General features: G+C 36.5%; 20 protein-coding genes, 1 tRNA gene and 1 pseudogene. 15 read left to right on the forward strand and 7 right to left on the reverse strand.

Features of this window, described 5'->3' with window-relative positions; translation table 11 throughout:
* Nucleotides 1-4: 4 nt before the first annotated feature.
* The 11 genes and pseudogenes from ACHMWN_RS12080 to ACHMWN_RS12130 all read left to right on the forward strand — a co-directional run bounded on the left by ACHMWN_RS12080 (nucleotide 5) and on the right by ACHMWN_RS12130 (nucleotide 14,813).
* Nucleotides 5-1,180 (forward strand): DUF5009 domain-containing protein, encoded by a 1,176-nt coding sequence (locus tag ACHMWN_RS12080; RefSeq protein WP_397301338.1) that lies wholly within the window; start codon nucleotides 5-7, stop codon nucleotides 1,178-1,180.
* 134 nt (nucleotides 1,181-1,314) lie between these two features.
* On the forward strand, nucleotides 1,315-3,774 hold the full coding sequence (locus ACHMWN_RS12085) for a glycoside hydrolase family 2 TIM barrel-domain containing protein (protein ID WP_397301340.1): 2,460 nt from the start codon (nucleotides 1,315-1,317) through the stop codon (nucleotides 3,772-3,774).
* Between the two features lies 1 nt (nucleotide 3,775).
* Complete coding sequence (locus ACHMWN_RS12090) at nucleotides 3,776-4,936, forward strand: alginate lyase family protein (RefSeq protein ID WP_397301342.1); 1,161 nt, start codon at nucleotides 3,776-3,778, stop codon at nucleotides 4,934-4,936.
* A 33-nt stretch (nucleotides 4,937-4,969) separates the two neighbouring features.
* Complete coding sequence (locus ACHMWN_RS12095) at nucleotides 4,970-6,151, forward strand: glycoside hydrolase family 88 protein (protein WP_397301344.1); 1,182 nt, start codon at nucleotides 4,970-4,972, stop codon at nucleotides 6,149-6,151.
* Nucleotides 6,148-7,500, forward strand: a complete 1,353-nt coding sequence (locus ACHMWN_RS12100) for a hypothetical protein (protein ID WP_397301346.1) — start codon at nucleotides 6,148-6,150, stop codon at nucleotides 7,498-7,500. Before ACHMWN_RS12095 ends, ACHMWN_RS12100 begins: the two co-directional genes overlap by 4 nt.
* A 90-nt stretch (nucleotides 7,501-7,590) precedes the next feature.
* Nucleotides 7,591-8,661 carry an endo-1,4-beta-xylanase gene (locus ACHMWN_RS12105; RefSeq protein WP_397301349.1) on the forward strand — a complete coding sequence of 357 codons (1,071 nt, stop codon included), beginning with the start codon at nucleotides 7,591-7,593 and terminating at the stop codon, nucleotides 8,659-8,661.
* A 97-nt stretch (nucleotides 8,662-8,758) separates the two neighbouring features.
* Nucleotides 8,759-10,981 carry a glycoside hydrolase family 3 N-terminal domain-containing protein gene (locus ACHMWN_RS12110; RefSeq protein ID WP_397301352.1) on the forward strand — a complete coding sequence of 741 codons (2,223 nt, stop codon included), beginning with the start codon at nucleotides 8,759-8,761 and terminating at the stop codon, nucleotides 10,979-10,981.
* Nucleotides 10,982-11,157: 176 nt separating this feature from the next.
* Nucleotides 11,158-12,334: pseudogene (gene uxuA, locus ACHMWN_RS12115) on the forward strand (mannonate dehydratase).
* Between the two features lie 138 nt (nucleotides 12,335-12,472).
* On the forward strand, nucleotides 12,473-13,243 hold the full coding sequence (locus ACHMWN_RS12120) for a DUF1080 domain-containing protein (RefSeq protein WP_397301355.1): 771 nt from the start codon (nucleotides 12,473-12,475) through the stop codon (nucleotides 13,241-13,243).
* A gap of 191 nt (nucleotides 13,244-13,434) precedes the next feature.
* Nucleotides 13,435-13,508 (forward strand) — tRNA-Arg (locus ACHMWN_RS12125).
* 213 nt (nucleotides 13,509-13,721) lie between these two features.
* Nucleotides 13,722-14,813 (forward strand): S41 family peptidase, encoded by a 1,092-nt coding sequence (locus ACHMWN_RS12130; protein WP_397301357.1) that lies wholly within the window; start codon nucleotides 13,722-13,724, stop codon nucleotides 14,811-14,813.
* Nucleotides 14,814-14,912: 99 nt separating this feature from the next.
* Here ACHMWN_RS12130 and ACHMWN_RS12135 read toward each other — a convergent pair whose 3' ends face one another.
* The 4 genes from ACHMWN_RS12135 to ACHMWN_RS12150 all read right to left on the reverse strand — a co-directional run bounded on the left by ACHMWN_RS12135 (nucleotide 14,913) and on the right by ACHMWN_RS12150 (nucleotide 17,198).
* Nucleotides 14,913-15,791 carry a hypothetical protein gene (locus ACHMWN_RS12135; protein WP_397301360.1) on the reverse strand — a complete coding sequence of 293 codons (879 nt, stop codon included), beginning with the start codon at nucleotides 15,789-15,791 and terminating at the stop codon, nucleotides 14,913-14,915.
* Between the two features lie 6 nt (nucleotides 15,792-15,797).
* Entirely contained in the window at nucleotides 15,798-16,241 is a 444-nt protein-coding gene (locus ACHMWN_RS12140) for a hypothetical protein (protein ID WP_397301362.1), read from the reverse strand.
* A gap of 208 nt (nucleotides 16,242-16,449) precedes the next feature.
* Nucleotides 16,450-16,659 (reverse strand): helix-turn-helix domain-containing protein, encoded by a 210-nt coding sequence (locus tag ACHMWN_RS12145; RefSeq protein ID WP_397301364.1) that lies wholly within the window; start codon nucleotides 16,657-16,659, stop codon nucleotides 16,450-16,452.
* Between the two features lie 2 nt (nucleotides 16,660-16,661).
* The gene (locus ACHMWN_RS12150; protein WP_397301366.1) at nucleotides 16,662-17,198 is read right to left on the reverse strand and encodes a DUF2975 domain-containing protein; all 537 of its coding nucleotides are present in this window, start codon (nucleotides 17,196-17,198) and stop codon (nucleotides 16,662-16,664) included.
* 785 nt (nucleotides 17,199-17,983) lie between these two features.
* Here ACHMWN_RS12150 and kaiC point away from each other — a divergent pair.
* From kaiC to ACHMWN_RS12170, 4 genes are read left to right on the forward strand one after another with little or no spacing between them, the layout of a single operon-like run.
* Nucleotides 17,984-19,744, forward strand: coding sequence for a circadian clock protein KaiC (kaiC, locus tag ACHMWN_RS12155; RefSeq protein WP_397301368.1), 1,761 nt, complete (start codon nucleotides 17,984-17,986; stop codon nucleotides 19,742-19,744).
* Nucleotides 19,744-20,025 carry a circadian clock protein KaiB gene (kaiB, locus tag ACHMWN_RS12160; protein ID WP_397301371.1) on the forward strand — a complete coding sequence of 94 codons (282 nt, stop codon included), beginning with the start codon at nucleotides 19,744-19,746 and terminating at the stop codon, nucleotides 20,023-20,025. The genes kaiC and kaiB overlap by 1 nt, the downstream gene beginning before the upstream one ends.
* 18 nt (nucleotides 20,026-20,043) lie before the next feature.
* Nucleotides 20,044-20,358, forward strand: a complete 315-nt coding sequence (locus tag ACHMWN_RS12165; protein WP_397301374.1) for a circadian clock KaiB family protein — start codon at nucleotides 20,044-20,046, stop codon at nucleotides 20,356-20,358.
* Nucleotides 20,359-20,366: 8 nt separating this feature from the next.
* The gene (locus ACHMWN_RS12170; RefSeq protein ID WP_397301376.1) at nucleotides 20,367-22,130 is read left to right on the forward strand and encodes an ATP-binding protein; all 1,764 of its coding nucleotides are present in this window, start codon (nucleotides 20,367-20,369) and stop codon (nucleotides 22,128-22,130) included.
* A gap of 59 nt (nucleotides 22,131-22,189) precedes the next feature.
* Here ACHMWN_RS12170 and ACHMWN_RS12175 read toward each other — a convergent pair whose 3' ends face one another.
* From ACHMWN_RS12175 to ACHMWN_RS12185, 3 genes are all read right to left on the reverse strand, one after another.
* Nucleotides 22,190-23,419, reverse strand: coding sequence for an exo-beta-N-acetylmuramidase NamZ domain-containing protein (locus ACHMWN_RS12175; RefSeq protein ID WP_397301378.1), 1,230 nt, complete (start codon nucleotides 23,417-23,419; stop codon nucleotides 22,190-22,192).
* Between the two features lie 108 nt (nucleotides 23,420-23,527).
* Nucleotides 23,528-24,310: an ABC transporter permease gene (locus ACHMWN_RS12180; protein ID WP_397301381.1), complete on the reverse strand. Its 783-nt coding sequence runs from the start codon at nucleotides 24,308-24,310 to the stop codon at nucleotides 23,528-23,530.
* Nucleotides 24,307-25,221 (reverse strand): ABC transporter ATP-binding protein, encoded by a 915-nt coding sequence (locus ACHMWN_RS12185; RefSeq protein ID WP_397301383.1) that lies wholly within the window; start codon nucleotides 25,219-25,221, stop codon nucleotides 24,307-24,309. Before ACHMWN_RS12185 ends, ACHMWN_RS12180 begins: the two co-directional genes overlap by 4 nt.
* Nucleotides 25,222-25,234: the final 13 nt, after the last annotated feature.

Consider the following 25,234-nt stretch of genomic DNA (forward strand, 5'->3'; position numbering starts at 1 on the left):
AGTCATGAAACAATTACCAAAAAGGATTTTATCAATTGATGTATTAAGGGCAATCACTATGTTTTTGATGATTTTTGTGAATGATGTTGCTGGTGTAGACCGCATTCCGAAATGGATAGAACATACCGCTGCAGATTTTGATGGAATGGGCTTTTCGGACATTATATTTCCTGCTTTTTTGTTTATTGTGGGTTTGTCTTTACCATTTGCAATTCAAGGAAGAATAAAGAAAGGCGATTCCTATTTGTCTATTGTGGCTTACATCGTTTTAAGAGCCTTAGCCTTAATTGTAATGGGATTTTTTCATGTAAACATGGAAAGTTACAATGGTGAGTCAGCAGTGCTAAGTTATCCAGTTTTTATGATTGTACTAACTGTTGGTTTCTTCCTCATTTGGCTAGATTATCCAACTCAATTCGCTAAAACTTGGAAATATACCTTAATTACTATCGGAGTTTTAATCGTTGCCACCATGGCTTATTTATACAAAGGTGGTAGTGCCGAGCATCCCAAAGGGATGGAGCCAGAATGGTGGGGTATTTTAGGAATTATTGGTTGGGCTTATTTATTTGCAGCCCTAGTGTATTTAATTACCAAAGGGAAAATGGCCTTTTTATTGCCTGCATTTATCTTATTTGCGCTAATTAATGTGACTACCCACATGGATTTACTCCATGTAGATTTATGGATGATTGGCGATGCATCATCCATTACCTTGATGTTGGGTGGTGCTGTAATTTCTACACTTTATACTGTATTAATTAGCAAAGGCAAAGACAAAACGTTATGGCTTTCTTTAGCTGCTTCGGGTGTTTTAGCTATTTTATTCGGTTTTATAATTCGTCCTTATGCTGGCGGAATTTCAAAAATTTACGCTACACCGGCATGGGTTTTTATTTGCATGGGCATTACCATTTTAGTATTCGAGTTGCTGGTGTATGTGATAGATATTAAGGATAAGAAAAACTGGTTTAGCTTAATTAAACCAGCCGGAACTAGTACATTAACCTGTTACTTAATCCCTTATATTTTATATTCATTATTTAGTTTGATAGATTTTAATTATCCCCACTATTTTAATTACGGTATTGGTGGAATAATAAGATCGTTTTTTATTGCCTTTTTGGTGATAAGAATTGTAGCCTTTATGGAGAAAAAAAGTATTCGTTTAAAAGTATAAATAGCTAGTTGACGTCTTGTTTTGGGAATATAATTTAGATAAAAAAGGGTATTTGCTTGACCAGATTACCAAGAGTTTCAAATAAATTTACTTCATCAGATAAAAAAGAGTAGTATACAAAAGGAATTAAAATTATGTTGAAAAAAGTAAGTGTTATTGTATTGTTTTTTTTGAGTGTGAGCCAAGTAATGCAGGCGCAAACCTCAAAGCGATTAATTAACAATTGGGAATTTGTAAAACAAGATTTAGGTGGAGTTTGGGAAGCGGTGAGACCTGTTAAAGTAGGTAACCCTGAAGAACTTCCATTTTGGCAAAAAGTAAGTTTGCCACATTGTTTTAATGCCACAGATGCGGTAGATCCAGATGTAAATTATTACCAAGGTCCAGGTTGGTACCGCACAAGCATTGACGTTGAAAATCCATATGAAAATGGTAGAACGGTATTGCATTTTGAAGGTGCTGGGCAAAAAACCGCAGTTTACATTTACAATATCAAAGTTGCAGAACATGTTGGTGGCTACGATGAGTGGACTGCAGACATTACCGATGCTGTAGCTAAATTTAAAAAGACTGAGGTTTTTAAAACACAATTTAAAGGCAAAATTCCTCTAGTTGTTCGTTGCGATAACTCTAGAGATTTGGAAATGATCCCATCCAATTTATCAGATTTTAATGTATATGGTGGAATTTATCGTTACCTAAATTTAGTATATACTCCCCAACTTTCAGTTGATAAATTGTTTGCAAAAGCATCTATAAATGATCCAGTGGGTTATGGAAAATTAACGGTAACCGCTCGATTAAATAATCCTAATCAGGTAAAAAATGCCCGAGTAAAAATTTATGTGACTGATCCAAACGGAATAGGAATTGCAGATTTCACGAGAGATATTGCCACATTTAAAGGTGATTCGTTGCTGTGGGATTGGAATTTAAGGGCTCCTAAATTATGGTCTCCTGATGTACCTCAACAATATACCGTTAGAATGGATATCATTGCTGGCGGTCAAACTTCAACTAGTACACAAAAAGTTGGTTTCAGAAAATTTGAGTTTGTTAAAAAAGGCCCTTTCATGTTAAATGGTAAGCGATTGTTATTGCGTGGAACGCATAGACATGAAGACCATGCAGGTGTTGGTGCTGCCATGACAGAAGAAATGATAACCGCAGAAATCAAATTAATGAAAGAAATGGGTGTGAATTTCATTCGCTTAGGTCATTACCAACAATCTAGAATTGTGCTTGATCTGTGTGATAGCTTAGGAATTTTAGTGTGGGAAGAAATTCCATGGTGCAGAGGTGGTTTAGGCGGACCAATTTATCAAGCGCAAGCTAAAAGAATGCTAACTAATATGATCGAACAGCATTACAATCACCCATCAATTATTATTTGGGGGTTAGGAAATGAAAACGATTGGCCAGGAGATTTTACAGAGTTTGATCAAGAAAAGATTAGAACTTTTATGAAAGAACTAAATCAACTTTCACATCAGTTAGATCCATCAAGAAGCACAGCTATAAGAAGATGTGATTTTTGTAGAGATATTGTGGACGTATATTCTCCATCAATTTGGGCAGGTTGGTACCGTGGATATTATACCGAATATAAAGATGTTTCTTTAGAAGAATTTAATAAGTCTGAACGATTTTTGCATGTAGAATGGGGCGGAGATAGTCATGCTCGTAGACATTCGGAAAATCCAGATAATGCCTTAAGTAAAATTAAAAAAGGTGGTGGCGCTGATGAAAGAGCAGGAGACGCTTCCTTATACGGTGGTGCCGCTAGAGTAAGTAAAGATGGCGATTGGAGCGAAAGTTACATCGCAAACTTAATTGATTGGCATTTAAAAGAACAAGAAACAATGCCATGGTTAAGCGGTACAGCATATTGGCCGTTTAAAGATTTTTCTACACCCATTAGACCAGAAAACCCAGTTCCTTATGTGAATCAGAAAGGTGTAATTGAAAGAGATTTTACTAAAAAAGAGGCATTCTATATTTTTCAATCGTATTGGACAACTACGCCAATGGTTCACTTATATGGACATACATGGCCTATTCGTTGGGGAGAACCAGGCGAAGAGAAAATGGTTAAAGTGTATTCTAATTGTGATGAAGCCGAATTATTTGTGAATGGAAAGAGCTTTGGCGTAAGAAAAAGAGATAGTCAGAATTTCCCTGCAGCAGGTTTGCGTTGGCAAGTTCCAATGAATAAAGGTACTTACACGTTTAAAGTGGTTGCTAAAAAAGGTAAAGTTGTAGTTACCGATGAAATTACGCAAGAATATCAAACTGAAAAATGGGATAAACCAGCTAAAATGACCTTGCAAAAAATTGAAGAGAAAGACGGAATAGCAACTTTAGAAGTAAAAGTGTTCGATGCTAAAAATGTATTTTGTTTAGATGCAATCAATTTGGTGTCTTTCAATTTAATAGGTGATGGAGAATTAATTAGAGATCAAGGAACTTCTACAGGGTCGGCAAAAGTGCAATTATACAACGGTAGAGCAATTATAAAAATGAAAACGAATAATGCCAAAAGTGTAATTTCAGTTCAATCTAAAGGATTACTAACTGTATTTTTAAATCAATAAAATGAAAAGAATAGGTTTAAGCTTTGTATGCTCTTTATGTATGTTTGCCTGTTTTGCGCAAGGAAACATCAAGCAACAAACAATTGCTGTGTTAAAACAACAAATTTTAGCAGAGGCAGATTGGGCAATGAAACAAAGTCCAGTTACCATTACAGCAGAAAGTTCGCCAAGAAGTGCAGGTGGAAAACACGATTTCTTTTCAGAAGCAGATTACTTTTGGCCAAACCCCTTCAATCCAGACGGGCCATACATTAACCGTGATGGAGAAACCAATCCAAATAACTTTGTAGCGCACCGCAAAGCGATGATTAGGTTCAGTACCATCATTGGCGCTTTAGCATCTGCTTATCACCTTACACACGATGAAAAATATGTAAAACAAGCGGTTGTACATTTAAAAGCTTGGTTTGTCAATCCAGAAACGATAATGAATCCGAATTTATCATTTGCACAAGCAGTGAAAGGTTCGTCAACCGGAAGAAGTTGGGGCATTATCGATACCATCCATTTTATGGAAGTAGCACAGGGTGTTTTGGTAATGGAAAAGGCGAAATCATTTGATGCAAAAAGCTTAACTGCCATTAAAAAATGGTTCGCTGATTATATGTTGTGGTTAAATACCAGTAAGAATGGAGTGGCTGAAAAGACATCTCAAAATAACCATAGTGCCTGTTGGGTAATGCAAGTAGCCTCATTTGCTAAACTCTGTAACGATCAACCAATGCTAGATTCATTGCGGTTGCGGTATAAAACTATTTTATTGCCTAAGCAAATGGCAACTGATGGTAGTTTCCCATTAGAGTTAGCACGCACTAAAGCCTACGGCTATTCTATTTTTAATTTGGATGCATTTACAATGATTTGCCAAATCCTGTCTACATCAGGAGATGATCTATGGAAATTTGAAACAACAGATGGAAAATCAATCCAAAAAGGAATAAACTATTTATATCCATTTGTTGCAGATAAAAGTAAATGGACGTTAAAACCAGATGTCATGTTTTGGGAGAACTGGCCAGTTGCACAACCATTTTTAGTGTTTGGTGCGCAAGCGTATCAAAATCAGAATTGGTTTAATACCTGGAAAAAACTGGATTTAAAACCGACAAACGAAGAAGTGATTCGAAATTTACCAATTAGACACCCATTAATTTGGATGTAAAATCAAATAAGATTGAAAACAAAAACACGTATTATGAAATTGAAAGTTAATTTAATTGTAGGGTTAGTGTTAGGTTTTGGTGCTTGTAAAGCTCAAAAGATTGACGTTGCAAAATCGTTTGCAAATGCTGCAAAACAAACAGATGTGCTAGTGAAAAATGTAGATTCTGCTAGATTAGTTAAACCAGCATTGGTTTCTCCAAGAACAGTAGAAAATGGCCAATTTAAAATGGTGAACTCTAGAGATTGGACTAGTGGATTTTTTCCAGCAGAATTGTGGTATTTCTATGCCTATACAAAGGATAAAAAGTGGCTTGATTTAGCTAAGAAATATACTCAAGATATTAAAAAAGAACAATTCAATAAAGGTACACATGATTTAGGTTTCATGATTTATTGCCCATTTGGTAATGGCTATAAACTAACAAAAGATACCGCATACAAAGCCGTAATTATTCAAGCAGCCAAATCATTATCTACTCGATTTAATGCTAAAGCAGGTGTCATTAAATCATGGGATCACAATGGTGATAAATGGAAATATCCTGTAATTATTGATAACATGATGAATTTAGAATTGCTTTTCGAAGCTACAAAGTTTACAGGTGATTCATCATTCTATAAAATAGCGGTTTCTCATGCCAATACGACCATGAAAAACCATTTCAGATCTGATTTTAGCTCTTGGCATGTAATTGATTACGATACCTTATCTGGCAATGTACGCAATAAGTTAACTGCACAAGGCTACTCAAACGAATCAGCATGGGCTAGAGGTCAGGCTTGGGCATTGTATGGGTACACCTTATGTTACCGTTATACCAATAATCCGGCTTATTTGGCTCAAGCAAATGGCATTGCTAATTTTATTTTAAGCAGTAAAATTACGCCTGAAGATGGCATTCCATACTGGGATTACAATGATCCACAAATTCCAAATGTTTCAAGAGATGCTTCTGCTGCCGCGATTACTGCTTCTGCGTTATACGAATTAGCAACTTATAGTAAAGAAAGTAAAAGATACAAGGCAGCTGCCGATAAAATTTTATCTTCCTTAAGTACAAAATATACAAGTAAACCTGGTACAAATTATGGATTTATATTAGAACACAGTACAGGTCATCGTCCTGCTAAATCTGAAATTGATGTGCCTATAAATTATGCAGATTACTATTATTTAGAAGCTTTGTTGAGAAATAAAGGATATAAACAATGAAAAAAATTATAGGGATTTCCTTAGGAATTATTACTGTATTTACCTATTCAGTAGCAGCTCAAGATAGTTTAGATTTCAGCCAAAAAGTCGAGGTAAGAAAAGTATTAAATAACTCAAGCGAAAAAGCTTCTTTTACTGCATATAAACCTTTTTCCACAAGAACCTTAGCTAGCTTATCTAAATTTAAATCTAAGGCGATTAGAACAGATAAATATGGTGGTAGAATGGATAGAAAAGAGAAGGCTACTGGGTTTTATTATACGAAAAAGATAGCTGATCGGTGGTGGGCTATTGATCCTCAAGGCCATTTGTTTATTCATAATGCATTGAATGCTGTAAGCATGGGTTCATCGGACAGAAACAAAACTGCTTTTGCTAATTTATATGGAGATGAAAAACAATGGATCACTAAAACACAAGATTTTTTAGTTGCTAATGGATTTAATGGTACTGGGGCATGGTCTAATACAAAAGCAATTCAAAGTTCACCACTACAATCAACCAAGCCTTTGGCATATACTATTAATCTTGATTTTATGAGCGCTTATGGCGATAAAAGAGGAGGTACGTACATTGTCCCTGGTCATAAAGGCTATCCCAATAATGTTATTTTTGTATTTGATCCTGCATTTGAAACCTTTTGCGATGAAGCAGCTAAGAAATTGGTTGCTAACCAAAATGACGCCAACCTTTTCGGTTATTTCTCTGATAATGAAATGCCTTTAGGAATTAAAAATTTAGATGGTTATCTCACTTTAAAAGATCAACAAGATCCAGGATATGTTGTAGCTAAAAAATTTATTGATGATAGAGGAATAACACCAGATAAAATTACAGATGTAGATCGTCGTGAGTTTTTAGCTATAGTGGCTGATAAATATTTTTCTATCGTGTCAAAAGCAATTAAAAAATACGATCCAAACCACATGTATTTAGGGTGTAGATTTCATGGGCAGCAGGGTTTTATAGCAGAACTATGGAAATCCGCCGGCAAGTATTTAGATGCCATTTCAATGAACTACTATAATGCGTGGACACCAGATCAAACATTAATGGCTAATTGGACAGCATGGTCTGGCAAGCCTTTTATCATTACAGAATGGTACGTAAAGGGAGATGACTCAGGATTAGGGAATACAGCAGGAGCAGGCTGGGTGGTTAAAACGCAAGCAGATAGAGGGTTATTCTACCAGAACTTTACTTTGGGTTTACTTGAATCTAAAAATTGTATTGGCTGGCATTGGTTTAAATACATGGATAACGATCCTTTACAAAAGGAGCAGAACCATCTAATACCAATGCAAACAAAGGTGTTATTGATAATAATTACCAAGTCTATCAACCCTTGATGGAAAAGATGAAAGCATTAAACTTTCAGATGTATCAATTGGCAGATTTTTTTGATCAAAAAAAGAAATAGATGCGCTAAAATCAATTCCATGAGATATTTAAACTTAGTTATTGCCGTACTTCTTTGTATATCGAGTTGTTCAAAAAACAAGCAAACTAGCATTGCACCAGTGGTTACACCCATAGTTGTAAATCCAGTAAATGCCACTTTGAAAGACATGCCATTTAAATTTGGTGCTTCAGTTAATGCCCAACAGCTGGTAAATAACCAACCGTATAAAGCATTGGTAATTAAAGAATTTAATAGTCTAACCACAGAAAATGCATTGAAGTTTGCAACTGTTCATCCTTTAGAGGGGCATTATGATTTTACCGATGCAACTAATATTGTAAATCTAGCTATAGCCAACGGAAAACGCATGCATGGACATACGTTAAATTGGTATAAGTCATTACCTGCATGGGTTACTAATTTTCAGGGGACTACCGCAGACTGGGAAAATCTATTAAAAACACATATTCAAACTGTAGTTGGGCAATTTAAAGGAAAGATAGCCTCATGGGATGTAGTGAACGAAGCTTTTGAAGACGATGGTAGCTACCGAAACAGTATTTGGGTACAAAAATTAGGAACTGATTATATTGCTCGTGCTTTTGAATACGCACATCAGGCAGACCCTAACGCCTTGCTCTTTTATAACGATTACGGACAAGAATATAGCACGGCAAAACGGACTGCCATATTAAATTTGGTCAACAATTTAAAGGCTAGAGGTATTCCTATTCACGGGATAGGGTTGCAAATGCATACACGTTACAATCAGTCAGATGCAAACATTACCTTAGCTATTACTACAGCTGCAGCAACTGGTTTACTAGTTCATATTTCAGAATTGGATGTAGCCTTAAATCCAGATAATAACTTGTCTTTAACCTATACTGCAACTTTGGCAGAACAGCAGGCAGCCAAATACAAATCAATTGTAAAAGCATATTACACCATTCCAAAAGCACAACAATACGGCATAACAACTTGGAACGTTACCGATGCCGATAGTTGGATATCATCAACATACAACCGACCAGATTGGCCATTGCCTTTTGATGCAAATTTTCAACGTAAAGCTGCATACCAAGGTATTTTAGATGGTGTAAAATAAGTAACAACTGTAGTGTTTTTGATGGGGCTATAAAATCCGTTTACATCAACTATACAACTAATTTAGCAAAGCATAAAAGAATATAATAGAACATAAAATGAATAAATTTTCAAGCCTAATCCTACTACTCTTTATCGGATTTACCCCTAAACTAAATGCCCAAAAGAAGTCTATCGACCAACGTGTAAATTCAGTCCTAAGATTAATGACCCTAAAAGAAAAAGTAGGTCAGCTGAATCAATATTCGGGTAAAGAAGTAACAGGGCCAACAAGCGATAGGAAAAATTACCTACTAAACGATATCAAAACAGGTATGGTAGGTTCCATGTTAAACGTTAAAGGCGTAAAAGATACCCGAGAAATACAAGCCATTGCTTTACAATCTCGCTTAAAAATTCCTTTGTTATTTAGCTTAGATGTTATTCATGGTTATAAAACGGTATTCCCAATCCCTTTGGCCGAATCTGCATCATGGGATATGGCTGCCATACGACAAACTGCACATGTTGCTGCTGAAGAAGCTGCAGCGTCTGGTATACACTGGACATTTGCACCGATGGTTGATATTGCTCGTGATCCACGTTGGGGTAGAGTAATGGAAGGCGCAGGTGAAGATACCTACTTAGGTTCTGCAATTGCTAGAGCACGTGTTTTAGGCTTTCAAGGCGATGTATTAGGTGGGGTTGATGCAATTATGGCCTGTGCAAAACATTTCGCGGCTTATGGTGCCGCAATCGCTGGGAGAGACTACAATCCTGTAGATATGAGTGAACAGCAATTAAACGAAATCTATTTACCTCCATTTAAGGCAGCTGCCGATGCTAAAGTAGCCACATTCATGAATTCGTTTAACACCTTAAATGGTGTTCCAGCAACTGCAAATTCATACTTACAACGCGATATTTTAAAAGGAAAATGGGGCTACAAAGGTTTCGTAGTAAGCGATTGGGGTTCGATGAGAGAAATGGTGCCATGGGGATTTGCTAAAAATGGAAATGAAGCAGCTGAAAAAGCAATCTTAGCAGGTAGCGACATGGATATGGAAAGTGAAGTCTACAAAAAGGAATTAGAAAATTTAGTGAAGAGCGGTAAAGTAGACATTAAGTTTGTCGATGACGCCGTTAGACGTATTCTATACAAAAAATTCGAATTAGGTTTATTTGATAATCCATACAAATTCTCTGATGAAAAAAGAGAAGCTAAAGTAATGAATGATCCTAAGCACAAAGAAATCGCAAGATCTGCTGCACAAAAATCTATTGTCTTATTAAAAAACGAAGGTAGCATCTTGCCTTTGCAAAAGAATATTAAAAACATTGCCTTAATTGGGCCAATGGTAAACGCAAAACGCGACCAAGCTGGTAGTTGGGTGGTATATGCAGATACGGCTAATATCACGAGTGTATACGAAGGTTTACAAACCAAATTTGGTAAGTCGACTAAATTCACCTATACACAAGGCGCATCGGTAACAGATACAAGCACAGCAGGTTTTGGTGCTGCTATAGCGAATGCAAAAAATGCAGACGCTGTAATTATGGTGTTAGGTGAAACCTGGGACATGAGTGGTGAATCTAAATCAAGAACAGACATTAGCTTACCAGGTCGTCAAGAAGAATTATTTAATGCAGTTAAAGCAACAGGAAAACCGGTTATCGTAGTCATTATGGCTGGTCGTCCTTTAATTTTTAATAGCATTGCTGATAAAGCAGATGCGATTGTGTATGCTTGGTTTTTAGGAGATGAAGGCGGTAATGCGATCACAGATGTGTTGAGTGGAGATTACAATCCTTCTGGTAAATTGCCAATCAGTTTCCCTAGAAATGTTGGACAAATTCCAATATACTATAACCATTACAATACAGGTCGTCCAGTTACAAAACCTAAAGATATTACGTACAAATCTGCGTATATCGATTCACCAAACGATCCTAAATATGCATTTGGGTATGGATTAAGCTATACCAACTTTACCTACAGCGATCTAAAACTAGATAATACAGCAATTCAAAAAGGACAAACAGTTAAAATTAGTTTTACGCTCACCAATAGTGGTAAAGTAGTTGGAGAAGAAGTAGCTCAATTGTACATGCAAGATAAATTTGCATCAATCGTACGACCAGTTAAAGAATTAAAAGACTTTGCAAAGGTGAAACTAAATCCAGGAGAAAGTAAAACGATCACATTCCAATTAACCCCTGAAAAATTAGCATTCTTTAAAGAAAACTTAGGATGGATTATTGAACCAGGAGATTTTAAAGTAATGGTAGGCGGTTCTTCAGATGCAATTAAACTAGAAACAACTTTCGAACTGAAATAAGAGTAGAAAATATAGAATGGAGAATAAGAAGACTAATATCTTCTATTCTCCTTATTCGGACTTCCCAACTTTCGGACTTCCCGACTCTTTACGCTAACGTTTCCGTAACTATTTTTAGGATTTCCAAGAGATCAAATTTTTTTATTTCTTAATATTGGTCATCCATTATAAACAAAATGAATACAAAAAACCATAAACTACTACAAACATGGCGCTGGTACGGTCCATCAGACCCAGTAAGCCTACAAGACGTTAAACAAGCAGGTGCAACTGGCATTGTAACCGCTTTACATCATATTCCGCATGGCGAAGTATGGCCTTTAGCAGATATTAAAGAACGGAAAGCGCTAATTGAAGCATCAGGTTTAACATGGTCAGTAGTAGAAAGTGTACCTGTTCACGAAGCGATTAAAACCCGCAGACCAGATGCAGGAAAATACCTTGAGAACTACAATACATCTCTAAAAAACCTTGCCGAATGCTGTATAAAAACGGTTTGCTATAATTTTATGCCCGTGTTAGATTGGACTTCGAACACAGTTAGATTTAACCATGACAGACGGTTCTAAAGCCTTATACTTTAACTGGACAGATTTAGCCATTTTCGATCTATACATATTCAAAAGGGAAGGAGCAGCTGCAGATTACCAAGAGAATATCCTTGCAAAAGCAAAAGCTAAATACGCTAAAATGACGGCAGCAGAGCTCGATGAATTACGTATCAACGTATTAATGGGTATTCCTAACGAAAAGGAAATAGAAATTGAAGCCTTACGCACCGCAATCGATGAGTATACCGCAATTGGTACGGCAGGCTTAAAAGAAAACCTAACGTGGTTCTTAGCAGGCATCGCCGAAACCTGTACACAAAATGGGATCAAAATGACCATTCACCCAGATGACCCACCGTATCCAATTTTAGGCTTACCTCGCATTGCAAGTACAAAAGAAGATTTAACCTACATTCTAAAAAGCGTAGATCAACCGTTTAATGGCATTTGTTATTGCACCGGCTCATTAGGAGCAGGGATGGCGAATAACCTAGTCGATATTTTCGAAGCCATAAAAGAACGAGTTTACTTCCTACACCTGCGTAACGTAACCAAAGATGAAGAAGGAAATTTCTACGAAGCAGACCATTTAGGCGGCGATGTAAACATGTACGAAGTCATGAAAGTAGTGACTGCCGAAAACAGTAAAAGAGCAGAACCTATCCCTTTCAGACCAGATCATGGTCACCAAATGTTAGATGATCTAAACAAAATAACAAACCCAGGCTACTCAGCAATTGGCCGTTTACGCGGCTTGGCAGAATTGCGTGGCTTAGAAGTTGGGGTAACAGGAAATTATTAAATTTCTGAAAGTCCGAAAGTCAAGAAGACCGAAAGTCCGAAAGTATTAAGCTTTCGGACTTTTTTCTGTAGGTATACTTGTCAATATCTTTAGGCTTTAAATGAATAATTAATTAGTTTAGTATAAAATTTATAGACCATGAAAAAGCATATTATCATCGCTACACTAGCCTTAGCAAGCAGCCCATTTTTTGCAGTTCAAGCACAAAACAAACCAGAAGATACCGAATTTTATACCCCAGTCCCAGCAGTAGTTACACCTGGAACAACAAATGGCAATGCACCTTCAGATGCAATTATCCTCTTTAATGGAAAAGATTTAAACGAATGGGTAAGTGTAAAAGATAATGGGCCAGCCAAATGGATCGTAAAAGATGGAGCCGTAACAGTAGATAAAAGTACAGGCAACATTGAAACCAAAAGAAAATTCACCAACTACCAACTACACATCGAATGGCAAATCCCGGCTAACATTACAGGCGAGGGACAAGCAAGAGGAAACAGCGGTTTATTTTTAGCCTCTACAGGAAGTGGCGATGCAGGCTATGAATTACAAATCTTAAATTCGTACACCAATAAAACCTATACCAACGGACAAGCGGGTAGTATTTACAAGCAAACTACACCGTTAGTAAATGCAAATCGCAAACCAGGAGAGTGGCAAAGCTACGATGTAATATGGACAGCCCCTGTATTTAATGAAGACGGAAGTTTAAAAAGCCCAGCTAAAGTAACGGTGCTATTTAACGGCGTATTAATACAAAACAACTTCGAATTAAAAGGCCCAACACAATACATTGGTAAAGCAAGTTATGCAAAAGCACATGGTGCATGCCCAATTAAATTACAAGCACATGGTGATAAAAGTGAACCTATCAGCTTCCGTAACATTTGGATAAGAGAATTGTAGACTAATTTTTATGTAGCCAGTGCCACATTATAGCTGACACAACAGACTGTAATTAATTATAAATCAATACACAAACAAGGTTTATCACTAATTAACAACTGATAATTTTAAAATTTATTAAAATTATACGTTCAAAATTATATCTTTGCAGCATCAGACAAAAACAGTATCCATTGTTTCTGTTTGGAGATGCCTCCATAGCTCAGCTGGATAGAGCACCGGTTTTCTAAACCGTAGGTCATAGGTTCGAATCCTATTGGGGGTACAAAAGCCTTAGCGAAAGCTGAGGCTTTTTTTGATTCTATGCTATCTGCTCATTTCTATCCTACCCCATAGCTACTTTGTGAATTCTTTAATAAACATTTATTAAATCACAGGCACAATGCTTCCACCAAAATCAGTAACCACATTTACAAAAACATACAATCATGCAACCAAAATTTGTATTTATACGTCATTATCATATATTCACAGTGATATGAAAAAACTCCTTGCCCTTTTGTTAGCATGTATTCCCTTATCGTCATTTTCACAGCAATGCGATTGTCAACTAAACTTTGACTACACAGTTAGTCATGTAAAATCAGATTATGCAGGTTTCAACGATAAAATTAAGAGTAGCAATAAAAAGGCTTTCGAAAAATTTACAGCCGCATTAAGAAAAAGAGCAATAGCGGTAAATAATACCGATTCATGCTATGTTATCCTCAGAACATGGACCAATTATTTCGAAGACAGTCATCTTCGAGCACAGTTAGATTGGAGATACAGAGAAAAGCACCCAGAAACAGTCAAACGGTTAAACCAACAATTTGCGAAAACAAAGCGCATTTCAACCCCAACGGAGAAGCTGGAATCGAAAACTAATTTTAAACTACTCGACAATAAAACAATAGTATTACGATTGCCTTCCTTTCTATGGGATGAGAAAAGAAACATTGACAGTCTGCTTAAGGCGTATGAACATCAACTGAAGACGCTACCGAACTGGATTATCGATTTAAGAGGGAATGATGGAGGTACCGATTATGCTTTCAGTGGACTAATGCCTTACATCTATACCACGCCAATAAAGATTAAGCCCGATGAATACCTCTCTTCCAGTGAGAACATTAAAATCTTAACCGAAAACCTTAACGACAGTCAACTCTCAAAAGAAGGGAAGGATTTCATAGCCAACCTAATTAAATTGATGAAGCAATACCCCAACAAATTCGTCAATCCCTCTGGAAAAGATAACTTTGAAATCAAGCTCGACACAGTGTATCAATATCCAACTAAAGTGGCAATCCTAATAGATAGAAACACCGCTAGTTCAGCCGAATCATTTCTACTCAGTGCAATGCAGAGTACTAAAGTAAAAGTATATGGCGAAAACTCATCAGGCATGTTAGACTATAATAACACTCAATATTTTGATATTCCATGTAAAGATTTTAACCTCGTTATACCCATTGGGCGCTCAAAGCGTCTTCCCGAAAACCCAATCGACAATATAGGTGTGAAACCAGACATAAAAATGGATGTGAAAATAACTGACAAAATTGGATACATCAAAAAAGCAATGTAAATCCAACAAACCTTTCCCAAACCACAATCCATCACCAAGTACTAGGACATGTCTAAGTATCCCCGAAGGAGAAAGCAGTAAAAACTCTACATAACCCGGTTAATTGCTAAGAAAAACATTAAAAGAGAGTAAGAAATATTGCTGCTGCTTTAATGCAGTATAAGGATCAGAACCCGTTACAAAGGCGGCACCAATAGAAAGTTTCGCAGGATCCGACATAAAATAATAATCTACTCCAGTCCTAAACAGGTGGCTGTATTTTTCCGAATCCGAAGTGGTGTTGACTGCGGCATATCGCTGTGTAAAACCAGCTGTAAACCCTAATTTAGGATCGAGGTAGTCTTTTTTATTCAATAGATAAAATCCAAAATCTACCGTTGCAAGAGGGCGAAGCTTGAATCCGCGTTTTGTTTCATCCTTATCTGAATCGAGCACGTTTTGGACTTGGGTACCCATGATGAACGACAGTTTGGTAGAAACCCGTTTGTTTTTGTCATAGTTGGGTGTACCTCCGAAATTTACTTTCTTATTTGTACTCGTCCAGGTAAACAAGAGATTGCTCTGCAGCGAACTTTTTTCTTCAACAAGATCACGTGCGAACTGGGGATCAAAAATCAATTGATAAGCAGTGTTGCCATTAGTGCTTTTTGCAAATTGGTAATCACCTTTAAATCCTAACTGTATGTTATGTTGTTCATCATCTGTTAATGAATTGCGGTGGTATTCGCCAGTAAAAGCAGAGATAACATTTTTCATGCCCTTAAAATGTGGGTTAATGCCAATACCCAAATTAATAAGATAAGAAGTGCTTTTATCCTTTGGCATTGTTATGGTAAATTGAGCGGGCAATTCTTCTTGCTCAGATGTAGCTAACGATTGGCTGATGGTTACATTTCTGGTAAACCAATTGGTCTGACTTTTTGCAGTTAGGAAAACCAGTAGACTTAAAACTATGGTGAGAAATAATCTATTTTTCATATCTTTTTACTTTAGGTTTTCTTCAATCAAGTCAATAAGGTCTTGAACAGTGGATGCAGCCTTAACGTCATTTGCATATAGCGTTGGTGCATTAGGTTTATCCGCTAAAAGGGCAATGTTCAGCCGACCAGTTAAAATGTGGATATGTCCATCTTTGAACTTATAAACTGATAATTTTTGTGTATTATCGATAGTAGTGGGATTCGGTTCCTTAATACCAGACACATTAAGTACGGCAACTCTCACCCTATTTTCCAACTTTATGGTTGTATTAGCAAGATATTGGTTGACATTGAAGGCGCTGTGTTGTTCAAGTTCACCAGAAAAGGTTTTGCTTGGGTATTTCAGAACGATAATGTAAATAATAGATGCGATTAACCCTAGAAGGGTGATCGCGAGAAGCCAGTAAATACCACTGCGTGGTTTCTCTTTTAATTGATTCGAATTCATTGATTAAGAAGTTAAGTAAGAGTTAAATAATATCTTTTTGTAAAATCTCATTACCCTAATTTATGTAGAAAAGAGGGATTGTTTTACCGTAAAAAGACCTATAAAAACACCGTAAAAACACCTGTCATCAAGTAATTCAACATTAGATATAGCACAAGATAGCACCCATCACCAAGAGCTAGGACTGTCCTTGTAGCATTACAAAGTTTTAGTTATCTCCTCTGTATTCAAGAATATCAGCAGGCTGACAATCGAGAACCTTGCATATAGCTTCCAAGGTGCTAAAACGTATAGCTTTTGCTTTTCCTGTTTTTAAAATAGAAAGGTTAGCAAGGCTAAGTTCAACTTTTTCTGATAGTTCATTCAGTGACATCTTTCGCTTTGCCATCATTACGTCTAAGTTTACAATAATTGGCATAGTTATACAGTTAAATCGATTTCGTTTTGAATAGCAACTCCTTTTTTAAAAATAGTCGCAATAATATAGATTACAGCGCCCATTAAAATAAATGCCTGGCTGTCTGTCCAAAATTGATCCAAATTATCGGTAGCAAAACCATAATGCGTTAAATTTTTAGCGAAGTTTTTTCCAATGTAACTTAACAATCCAATTGAAAGAGTATAATAACTAATTTGTGAAATTTGCCTCGCAACAAAAGTGCTGAACGGTTTTGTTAAATCCATTTTGTGCATTAGCTTCACAACCATGTAAAATAAGCAAGCTTTTAAAATTGAAATGATTAGAATGAAGCTATAGATGCTGAAAAAAGCTAATCTATTACCTTCATATAGAGTAGATAAGTCTAACTTTTGGTAAAGATTTTGAACAAATTCAGGCTTGTATAGGCTGAAAAAGAAGTTTACTGCTAGGCCTCCTGCTTCAATGCTCAAGCCCACAAAAATAAGCCAAGCCACAATATATAGCCCCCAAAATACGAAGTTGTTTGTTTTTGACATCATGATAAAATTTAAATTACTTTGGCAAACTTAATAAATATTTATTGATAAACAATAAAAATATGATGATAAAAGGAAAATAATTACTATGCCATAAAATTAGCTATGGAAGATCTAGCAGCGGCGAGCTAGCAAACAGAAAGATCCTTCGACTACCCTCAGGATGACGAGCAGAGAGAAAAAGCGATAGTAAACTACACTATACAACTTTTCCCAACCCACAACCCACCGCCAAGTACTAGGACAGGCCTTGTAGCATCCCGAAGGAGAAAGTATTCGAACTTCTGCACACACGTTCAAAAACCATAACCCAAGACAGAAAGCAGTTTGATACTTCATCAAACCTTTTTCTGTCGCCCTAAAAGTTTGGATAGCTTAATCCAAGAGATGATACAGAGCCTTGATCTTTTGTTTCTTTTCTATCAAGAGAAAAGAAAGAGCCTAGCGGCGGCGAGCTAAAAAGAAAGATTAGGTTAGCTGAGCACTTCATGGTTCTCCACAACGATCCAAATAACAAGCATGGGGGAACATCAGAATAAAGAACAAGAAAACGAGCCCTATCGGCGGCGAGCTAGCAAAACAAAAAACTCTCGACTACATTCAAAACGACCAGCATGAGGGAAACAGAGCAATAATCTAAAATTAGTTTTGGCATAATTGTTGAAAAAAAATTCCAAACGATTATTTAATCGGTTTGTTAATATCGGATAATTACTCTTTTTAAGAATATCACTTGTAGTATATTATATACTTCTTTAGATTAGTCTTAAGATAAAATTAACATTATGCCAAAAGAAAAGGCCGCTCTTAAAAGCAAAAAAACAAACTTATTAGCAATAGCTAAAACACCAACCGGAATTAGTGGATTGGATGAAATTACCCTAGGTGGTTTTCCAAAAGGTCGCCCAACATTAATATGTGGAGGCGCAGGTTGCGGTAAAACCTTATTCTCTCTAGAATTTATTGTAAGAGGAGCCGAAGAATTTAATGAACCCGGCGTATTTATCGCTTTTGAAGAAAAAGCAGAAGAACTTGCCGCTAATGTTGCATCATTAGGCTTCGATCTTACCCAACTTCAAAAAGATAAAAAGTTAAGAATAGATTACATCCATATAGACAAAAGCGAAATAGAAGAAACCGGAGAATACGATCTCGAAGGCCTCTTTATTAGATTAGGCCACGCAATTGATAGTATTGGTGCCAAAAGAGTAGTACTTGATACCATAGAAAACCTATTTTCAGGATTAACCAATGAAGGGATCATCAGAGCCGAATTAAGAAGGTTATTCCAATTCCTAAAAGATAAAGGAGTTACAGCTATCATTACGGGTGAACGTGGCGAAAAAACATTAACCAGACAAGGCTTAGAAGAATATGTTTCAGATTGTGTAATCCTATTAGACCATCGCGTAAACAATCAGATTTCTACCAGAAGATTAAGAATAGTAAAATATAGAGGTTCGCTTCATGGTACCAACGAATATCCATTCTTAATTGACGATGAAGGTATTTCGGTACTACCAGTGACATCACTTAACCTTGATAAACCTGTTTCGAGAGAAATTATTTCATCAGGCATACCAGCTTTAGACAAGTTATTTCCAAAAAGGGGATTTTATAAAGGGAGTAGCATTTTAGTATCAGGAACAGCAGGAACCGGTAAAACGAGTATCGCAGCAAGTTTTGCAAATGCAACCTGTAAGAGAAAAGAAAAATGCCTCTTTTTTGCATTTGAAGAATCCCCACAACAGATCATGAGAAACATGGAATCCATAGGAATGGATCTTCAGCAGCATGTAGATAATGGATTTTTGAAATTTTATGCATCAAGACCAACACTTTACGGCTTAGAAATGCATTTGGTAGCTATTCATAAGGCTATCCAGAAATTTAAACCCAAAGTAGTAGTTTTAGATCCGATTACCAATCTCATTACCGTAGGCAGTTTTAGTGAGGTTAAATCAATGTTGGTTAGACTTATCGACTACTTACAACAAGAACAAATTACCGTCATGTTTACCGCACTTACACTCAATAATATTGTAAGTGAACAAACCGATGATGGCGTTTCTTCTTTGGTTGATTCATGGCTGTTTATTAAAGATATTGAAATTAACGGAGAAAGAAATAGGGGCTTATACATCATGAAAGCTCGTGGTATGCACCACTCTAATCAGGTACGTGAATTTGTCATCACAAGTGATGGCTTAAACTTAGAAGATGTTTATTTAGGTCCAGAAGGTATATTGACAGGTTCAGCAAGGGAAGCACAAATTTTACTCGAACGAACCGGCGAAGTTTTACACCATAATGCCTTGGATAGAAAAGACCGCGAACTATTAAGAAAGCGTAAAATATTAGAATCAAAAATAGAAAGCTTGAAATCAGAATTCGAATCGATGGAAGAGGAACTCAACAAAATCTACGATGACGAAAATATTAAACGAGAAGTAATGTCTACCACTAGAAAAGCAATTACAGATAAGAGAGGTGGACAAGATAAAGAAGAAAAGCAACAAAAAACTAACCCTAAATTGAAAAAATAGTGAGTAAGAAATATGAATTGAGGCTTTATGTTGCAGGTAAGACACAAAAATCTATTACCGCAGTTCAAAACTTAAAGCAGTATTGTGAAGAACATTTAATGGGTGAATATGTTATTGAAGTGATCGATTTATTAGAACAGCCTCAATTAGCAGAGGGGGATCAGATTTTAGCCATACCAACTTTGGTTAAAAAAGTCCCTGAACCTGTTCGTAAAATTATTGGCGATCTTTCCAACAAAGAAAAAGTGTTGGTTGGATTAGACATTCGACCTAAACTATAAACCCTATAACTATAAATTATGAATACAGAAGGCAGTTCTCTGCAAGATTGGGATAAAGCAGATGAGTCTATATATAGCCTTCGTTTATTTGTAACAGGTGCATCATCTGTTTCAATTCGTGCTATTAATAATCTTCAAGCTATTTTAGAAGAGCATCTGAAAGGAAGATACGAATTGGAAATTATTGATGTACACCAACAACCATTGATTGTTAAACAAGAAGATATCTTTGCAGTTCCCTTGCTCATTAAAAAATATCCAGCTCCTATTAAACGATTAGTAGGAGATATGTCAGATACAGCCAAAGTACTTCATGGATTAGGGCTAATTTAATAAGTTCAATGTTAGAAAATTCAAAAGCATATGAGGATATCTTAAGCGAGTTGGAAAATTTGCGGAAGGCGTATTTGGATTTAAAACATGCACATCAAGAAACCTTATATCGTTTAGAAGAAGCAACAGATACGATTGAAGCCATAAGAACTGGTGAAGTAGATGCTTTAGTAGTTAAAGGGAGTGAAGGACATCAGATTTTTACACTAAAAAGCGCTGATCAGAGCTATAGAATTTTTATTGAACAGATGACAGAAGGTGCCATCACCCTTAATGAAAGTGGCAATATCGTTTACTGCAATTCTCAATTCGCTAAACTTGCTGGCTCAAACTTGGAAAAAGTAATCGGTCAACCACTCCTCAAATATGTTATCCCCGAAGATCAACAATTAGGTCAGAAGTTAATTGATAGCGCATGGGAAAACATAGATACTAAAGGTGAATTGCGATTAGTAGATGATGGAAATCCAATCCCTGTACAAATATCCCTCAAGTTGCTTAATTTGGATGAAGGCATTTGTTTAAGTATTATTTTAACCGACTTAACTATCCACAAAGAGAATCAAAAACTATTAGAAGAGAAAAATTTTCAGTTAGGCATTGCAGAGCTGAAAGCAAGAGAACAAAATATTAACCTAGAAGCAATTGTAGAAGCCAGAACTAAGGATTTACAATATAGCATTGAAGATAAAACACGAATTGCAGAAGAATTAAATGCCAATAGATTGCAATTGCAAAACATTTTGGCAACAATGGCAGAAGGTGTGGGCATTGTGAATGAAGAAGGTAAGCTAGTTTATGCAAACCCTATGGCGCAACAAATATTGGGAATCAATATTGAGGAAATGGAAGAGAAAATCTATCACGATCCCAATTGGCAAAAAATAAAGTTAGATGGTACACCATTGTTGAAACATGAGTTTCCACTTTTCATTGTCATGAGCACCAAAAAACCAATCTATGATTTTGAAATAGGAATTATACCTCCAAATCGAGAACAATTTTATATTTCTATTAACGCGGCACCTATAGTAGATGAAAATGGCAACGTTACAGGTGGTGTAGCTACATTTATGGATGTGACCAATAGGCGTAAAATCATTCAACAAAAAGACGATTTCATTAGCGTGGCTAGTCATGAGCTCAAAACCCCAATTACAAGCTTAAAAGGTGCCTTACAATTGCTTAACCGTATTAAAGATAATCCGAGCGAACAAATGCCTAAACTTATTGAACAGGCAAATAAAAGCATGGATAAAGTGAGCTTAATGGTTGAAGATTTACTTAACGCTAGTAGAGTAACGCTTGGCCAGTTACACATGAATATGTCTACCTTTAAGCTCTCAGTAGCAGTAGAAGATAGCTATCAGCACATTAGAGCAATAGATAAAGACAAAATAAAAATTACTGGCGATTTGGAGCTGAAAGCAGTTGGTGATCCTACTAGAATAGAACAAGTAATCATTAATTTCATTAATAATGCATTTAAATATGCACCAAATACCGAAGAAATTCGAGTAAGCATTTTTAAACAAGGCGATCTTGTGCGCTTGGAAGTGCATGACGACGGACCTGGAATTGCAGCAGAAAAATTACCCTATCTTTTTGACCGATATTACCGTGTAGATGATAGCGGACTACAATATTCAGGTTTAGGCCTTGGCTTATACATCTGTGCAGAGATCATTAAAAAACACAATGGTAAAATAGGTGCCGAAAGTGAAGTCGGAAAGGGTAGTACTTTTTGGTTTACACTACCATTAGGTAATTAAAGCCTTACTATCAATAAAAAGTAAGCCCTAGCGGCAGCAAACTGTTAGCTTTTAACTGATCAATCAGGATATAAAAGATACTTTTTTCGTATAGCCTTAAATTTTTGCAGTTCAGGCTCCCAGCTTTTCCTGATTTCGGCTTCAGGAACTCCAGCAATAATCTGTTTTCTAAGTTGATCTGTACCTATGCGCAAGTCGAACGGCGATACACCTGTACTAGCTCTTTCCTGGCCAAAGAAGTGGGCCTTGTCTGGATACGCCTTATAGAGTTCGATTACCCATGTTAAATTAATCTGATGGCGCTTACGCAGGTTGTCTATATCGTAGTTGCGAAGGTCTAGACCATAACACACAGAATCTTTATGGTTCGGACGCTCACTCATTCCAGGAATACTTATTGGTTTGTAGGAAAACGAATATTTATCCTTCAGTGCAGGCGCACCCAAAATTGTAAATGGCATCTTTGTTCCACGGCCTTCATTAATGGCTGTTCCCTCAAACATACATAAGCTAGGGAAAAGCATCACAGCTTGTTGGGTATTTAGGTTTGGAGAAGGATTAATTGGTAGTACATAGGGCATGTCATGATTCCAATTGGCAACTGTGATAACCTTTATCTTGCACTTTTCCTTTAGGTATCCCTCACCGTTTAGGTATTGTGCAAATTCTCCTATGGTCATGCCATGGGTCATCGGCGTGTGGTGTATTCCAATGCCCGATTTAAATTTATCATCAGTCATTACTGGTCCGTCCACTACATAACCATTGGGATTGGGCCTATCCAAAATCAACAGTTCCTTGCCGTTTTCTGCGCAAGCTTCCATCACATATTGTAACGTATTGATGTTGGTATAATACCTACAACCCACATCTTGGATATCAAAAACCATCAAATCAACATCTGCCAATTGCTGCTTTGTCGGTTTCTCATTCTTTCCATATAAGGAAATGATTGGAATGCCGGTCTTGGGGTCTTTTTCATCTCCCACTACAGCTCCATTGCTGGCATTGCCCCTAAAACCATGCTCAGGACCAAACACTTTTACAATCGTAATGCCTAGGCTTATTAAACTGTCAACACTGCTTTTGCTGCCAATAAGCGAACTTTGGTTTGCCACAAGACCTATCCGTTTTCCTTTTAGATAGGATAAATATTTTTCGGTCTGGTCGGCACCGGTAATAATTGCATGTTTACTAGAAGTAGTTACGTTTGAAGAGGAAAGCTGAGGGACACAGTTGATTCCGCTAATTGCAAGGAAAGTCAATAAAAATATAGAGGTAAATCTCATCTTTAGCTATTTTTTAGGATGAACTAAGACCAATTGAGGCCTTTGTTTCCCAAATATAATAATTTTAGATAAGGATTTTTGACAACCAGAGCCAATTACTTTATCTCACTAATCCCATTTTTTATACCTAAAATCAAAAAAGCCAATCGCTAAAACTCCTGCTAAATAAGCAACAGACGACCATAAAACTGCCGGTACCTTTGCAGCGTATTGTTCTAAAAATATATAACCACTATAATTGATTGGAAATTTAGCTGCATCAATTACAGGATAACCAAGCATATTGATCATTCCTAAAATAAAAAGCATAACTCCTGCACCCATAGGGATTAAGAAACTTTTAAAGCGTATGCCCATCCAAAATTGTATAGCCGAAAGACCTAAAATTGCCACATAAGCTTTTGCAAAGGCCAACAGCATTTTTTCCCAGTTTAGCGGGTGTGCGTAAAAATGAAACTTTGGATTTAGGAAAGAAGAAATCACACCAGATAGCGCAATAGACGCAATGCTTGCTATAATGAAAACAATGATAACGAACTGAAAGATGATGAATTTAGAAAAATAAAGTTTCCCATATGATTGTGGCGAAGCCAATACCTGTTTCCATGTATGGTTTCGATATTCGATTTGTGGCAATAGCGTACTCGTTAAAATGATAAACATTGGCAAGAATACAAAACTGATGATCCCCGTGCCTTGATAATAATAATAATCCCAAGCTCCTTTGGCCATTTTTACAATATCATCAGAAGGTTTCCCACCATCGTGTGTTTCACTAATGGCCAAAAGTAATAATGCAGGAGCAAGCATAGCAGCTACGAAAGTTAATATCCAAATAGGAGAGCGCTTAGTTTTTGTAAATTCAGATCGTAAGGTAATCGCTAAACTCATGCGTGTTGTGTAGTTAAATCCATAAATAATTGTTCAAGGTTGTTTTGCTGCGGATGAAGCAAGTAAATGTCCAACTGCTTTTCGTGTAATGCTCTACTCATTGATGCAATTTCTTTCTCATCTGAGTAGTTCACTGAAATAGTATTTCCACTATGTGCTGGTTTATATGCATTAAGTACTTGCATTGCCAATGCGTCATCAGATGTATGAATAAGCAATTGAGATTGTTTCTTTTGTAATTGACTCAACTGTGGTAGTGAGCCCTGAAAAATGATTTGCCCTTTTGAGATAATCCCCACATGACTTACCATTTTTTCTATTTCAGAAAGTTGGTGGCTCGACATAAGAATAGTCATACCTTCTTCCTTGTTTAATTTTTTAACCAATTCTCTCAACTCAATAATCCCAGTAGGATCTAAGCCATTTGCAGGTTCATCTAAAATCAACAGCTCTGGATTGGGCAGTAGGGCCAAAGCAACAGATAAACGCTGTTTCATGCCCAAAGAGAATTGTCGTACTTTTTTAGTGCCCGTGTTTTCCAATCCAACAATTTTCAACACTTCAACTAACCTAGCCTTTGTTGCACCGTACAACTCACGATACACTTCTAAATTCTCACTTGCCCTTAAATGACCATATAAGGAAGGGTTTTCAATTAATGAGCCTACTTTTTTTAAAATCTCAATCCGATTACTTGCAAAGTCTTTTCCGAAGATTTCAATCTTGCCAGTTTGTAATTTGGTTAAACCCAATAGTAACCGTAAAGTTGTCGTTTTACCAGCCCCGTTAGGACCTAAAAAACCATAAATTTCTCCTTTTCTAACAGCAATATTAACATCGGTAAGTGTTTTTACACCCTTGGTATGGATATGCTCCAGCCCAGTAGTTTTAATACTATAATTTTCGTTCATTTTTATGTGTTTA

The sequence above is a fragment of the Pedobacter sp. UC225_61 genome, assembly GCF_044452285.1.
In the GTDB taxonomy this organism is placed as follows: Bacteria; Bacteroidota; Bacteroidia; order Sphingobacteriales; family Sphingobacteriaceae; genus Pedobacter.

Excerpts from the sequence above, each read along its gene's own strand:
- ACHMWN_RS12080 (WP_397301338.1), top strand. The coding sequence starts at position 5 with ATGAAACAATTACCAAAAAGGATTTTATCAATTGATGTATTAAGGGCA.
- ACHMWN_RS12085 (WP_397301340.1), top strand. The coding sequence starts at position 1,315 with ATGTTGAAAAAAGTAAGTGTTATTGTATTGTTTTTTTTGAGTGTGAGC.
- ACHMWN_RS12090 (WP_397301342.1), top strand. The coding sequence starts at position 3,776 with ATGAAAAGAATAGGTTTAAGCTTTGTATGCTCTTTATGTATGTTTGCC.
- ACHMWN_RS12095 (WP_397301344.1), top strand. The coding sequence starts at position 4,970 with ATGAAATTGAAAGTTAATTTAATTGTAGGGTTAGTGTTAGGTTTTGGT.
- ACHMWN_RS12100 (WP_397301346.1), top strand. The coding sequence starts at position 6,148 with ATGAAAAAAATTATAGGGATTTCCTTAGGAATTATTACTGTATTTACC.
- ACHMWN_RS12105 (WP_397301349.1), top strand. The coding sequence starts at position 7,591 with ATGAGATATTTAAACTTAGTTATTGCCGTACTTCTTTGTATATCGAGT.
- ACHMWN_RS12110 (WP_397301352.1), top strand. The coding sequence starts at position 8,759 with ATGAATAAATTTTCAAGCCTAATCCTACTACTCTTTATCGGATTTACC.
- ACHMWN_RS12120 (WP_397301355.1), top strand. The coding sequence starts at position 12,473 with ATGAAAAAGCATATTATCATCGCTACACTAGCCTTAGCAAGCAGCCCA.
- ACHMWN_RS12130 (WP_397301357.1), top strand. The coding sequence starts at position 13,722 with ATGAAAAAACTCCTTGCCCTTTTGTTAGCATGTATTCCCTTATCGTCA.
- ACHMWN_RS12135 (WP_397301360.1), bottom strand. The coding sequence starts at position 15,791 with ATGAAAAATAGATTATTTCTCACCATAGTTTTAAGTCTACTGGTTTTC.
- ACHMWN_RS12140 (WP_397301362.1), bottom strand. The coding sequence starts at position 16,241 with ATGAATTCGAATCAATTAAAAGAGAAACCACGCAGTGGTATTTACTGG.
- ACHMWN_RS12145 (WP_397301364.1), bottom strand. The coding sequence starts at position 16,659 with ATGCCAATTATTGTAAACTTAGACGTAATGATGGCAAAGCGAAAGATG.
- ACHMWN_RS12150 (WP_397301366.1), bottom strand. The coding sequence starts at position 17,198 with ATGTCAAAAACAAACAACTTCGTATTTTGGGGGCTATATATTGTGGCT.
- kaiC (WP_397301368.1), top strand. The coding sequence starts at position 17,984 with ATGCCAAAAGAAAAGGCCGCTCTTAAAAGCAAAAAAACAAACTTATTA.
- ACHMWN_RS12165 (WP_397301374.1), top strand. The coding sequence starts at position 20,044 with ATGAATACAGAAGGCAGTTCTCTGCAAGATTGGGATAAAGCAGATGAG.
- ACHMWN_RS12170 (WP_397301376.1), top strand. The coding sequence starts at position 20,367 with ATGTTAGAAAATTCAAAAGCATATGAGGATATCTTAAGCGAGTTGGAA.
- ACHMWN_RS12175 (WP_397301378.1), bottom strand. The coding sequence starts at position 23,419 with ATGAGATTTACCTCTATATTTTTATTGACTTTCCTTGCAATTAGCGGA.
- ACHMWN_RS12180 (WP_397301381.1), bottom strand. The coding sequence starts at position 24,310 with ATGAGTTTAGCGATTACCTTACGATCTGAATTTACAAAAACTAAGCGC.
- ACHMWN_RS12185 (WP_397301383.1), bottom strand. The coding sequence starts at position 25,221 with ATGAACGAAAATTATAGTATTAAAACTACTGGGCTGGAGCATATCCAT.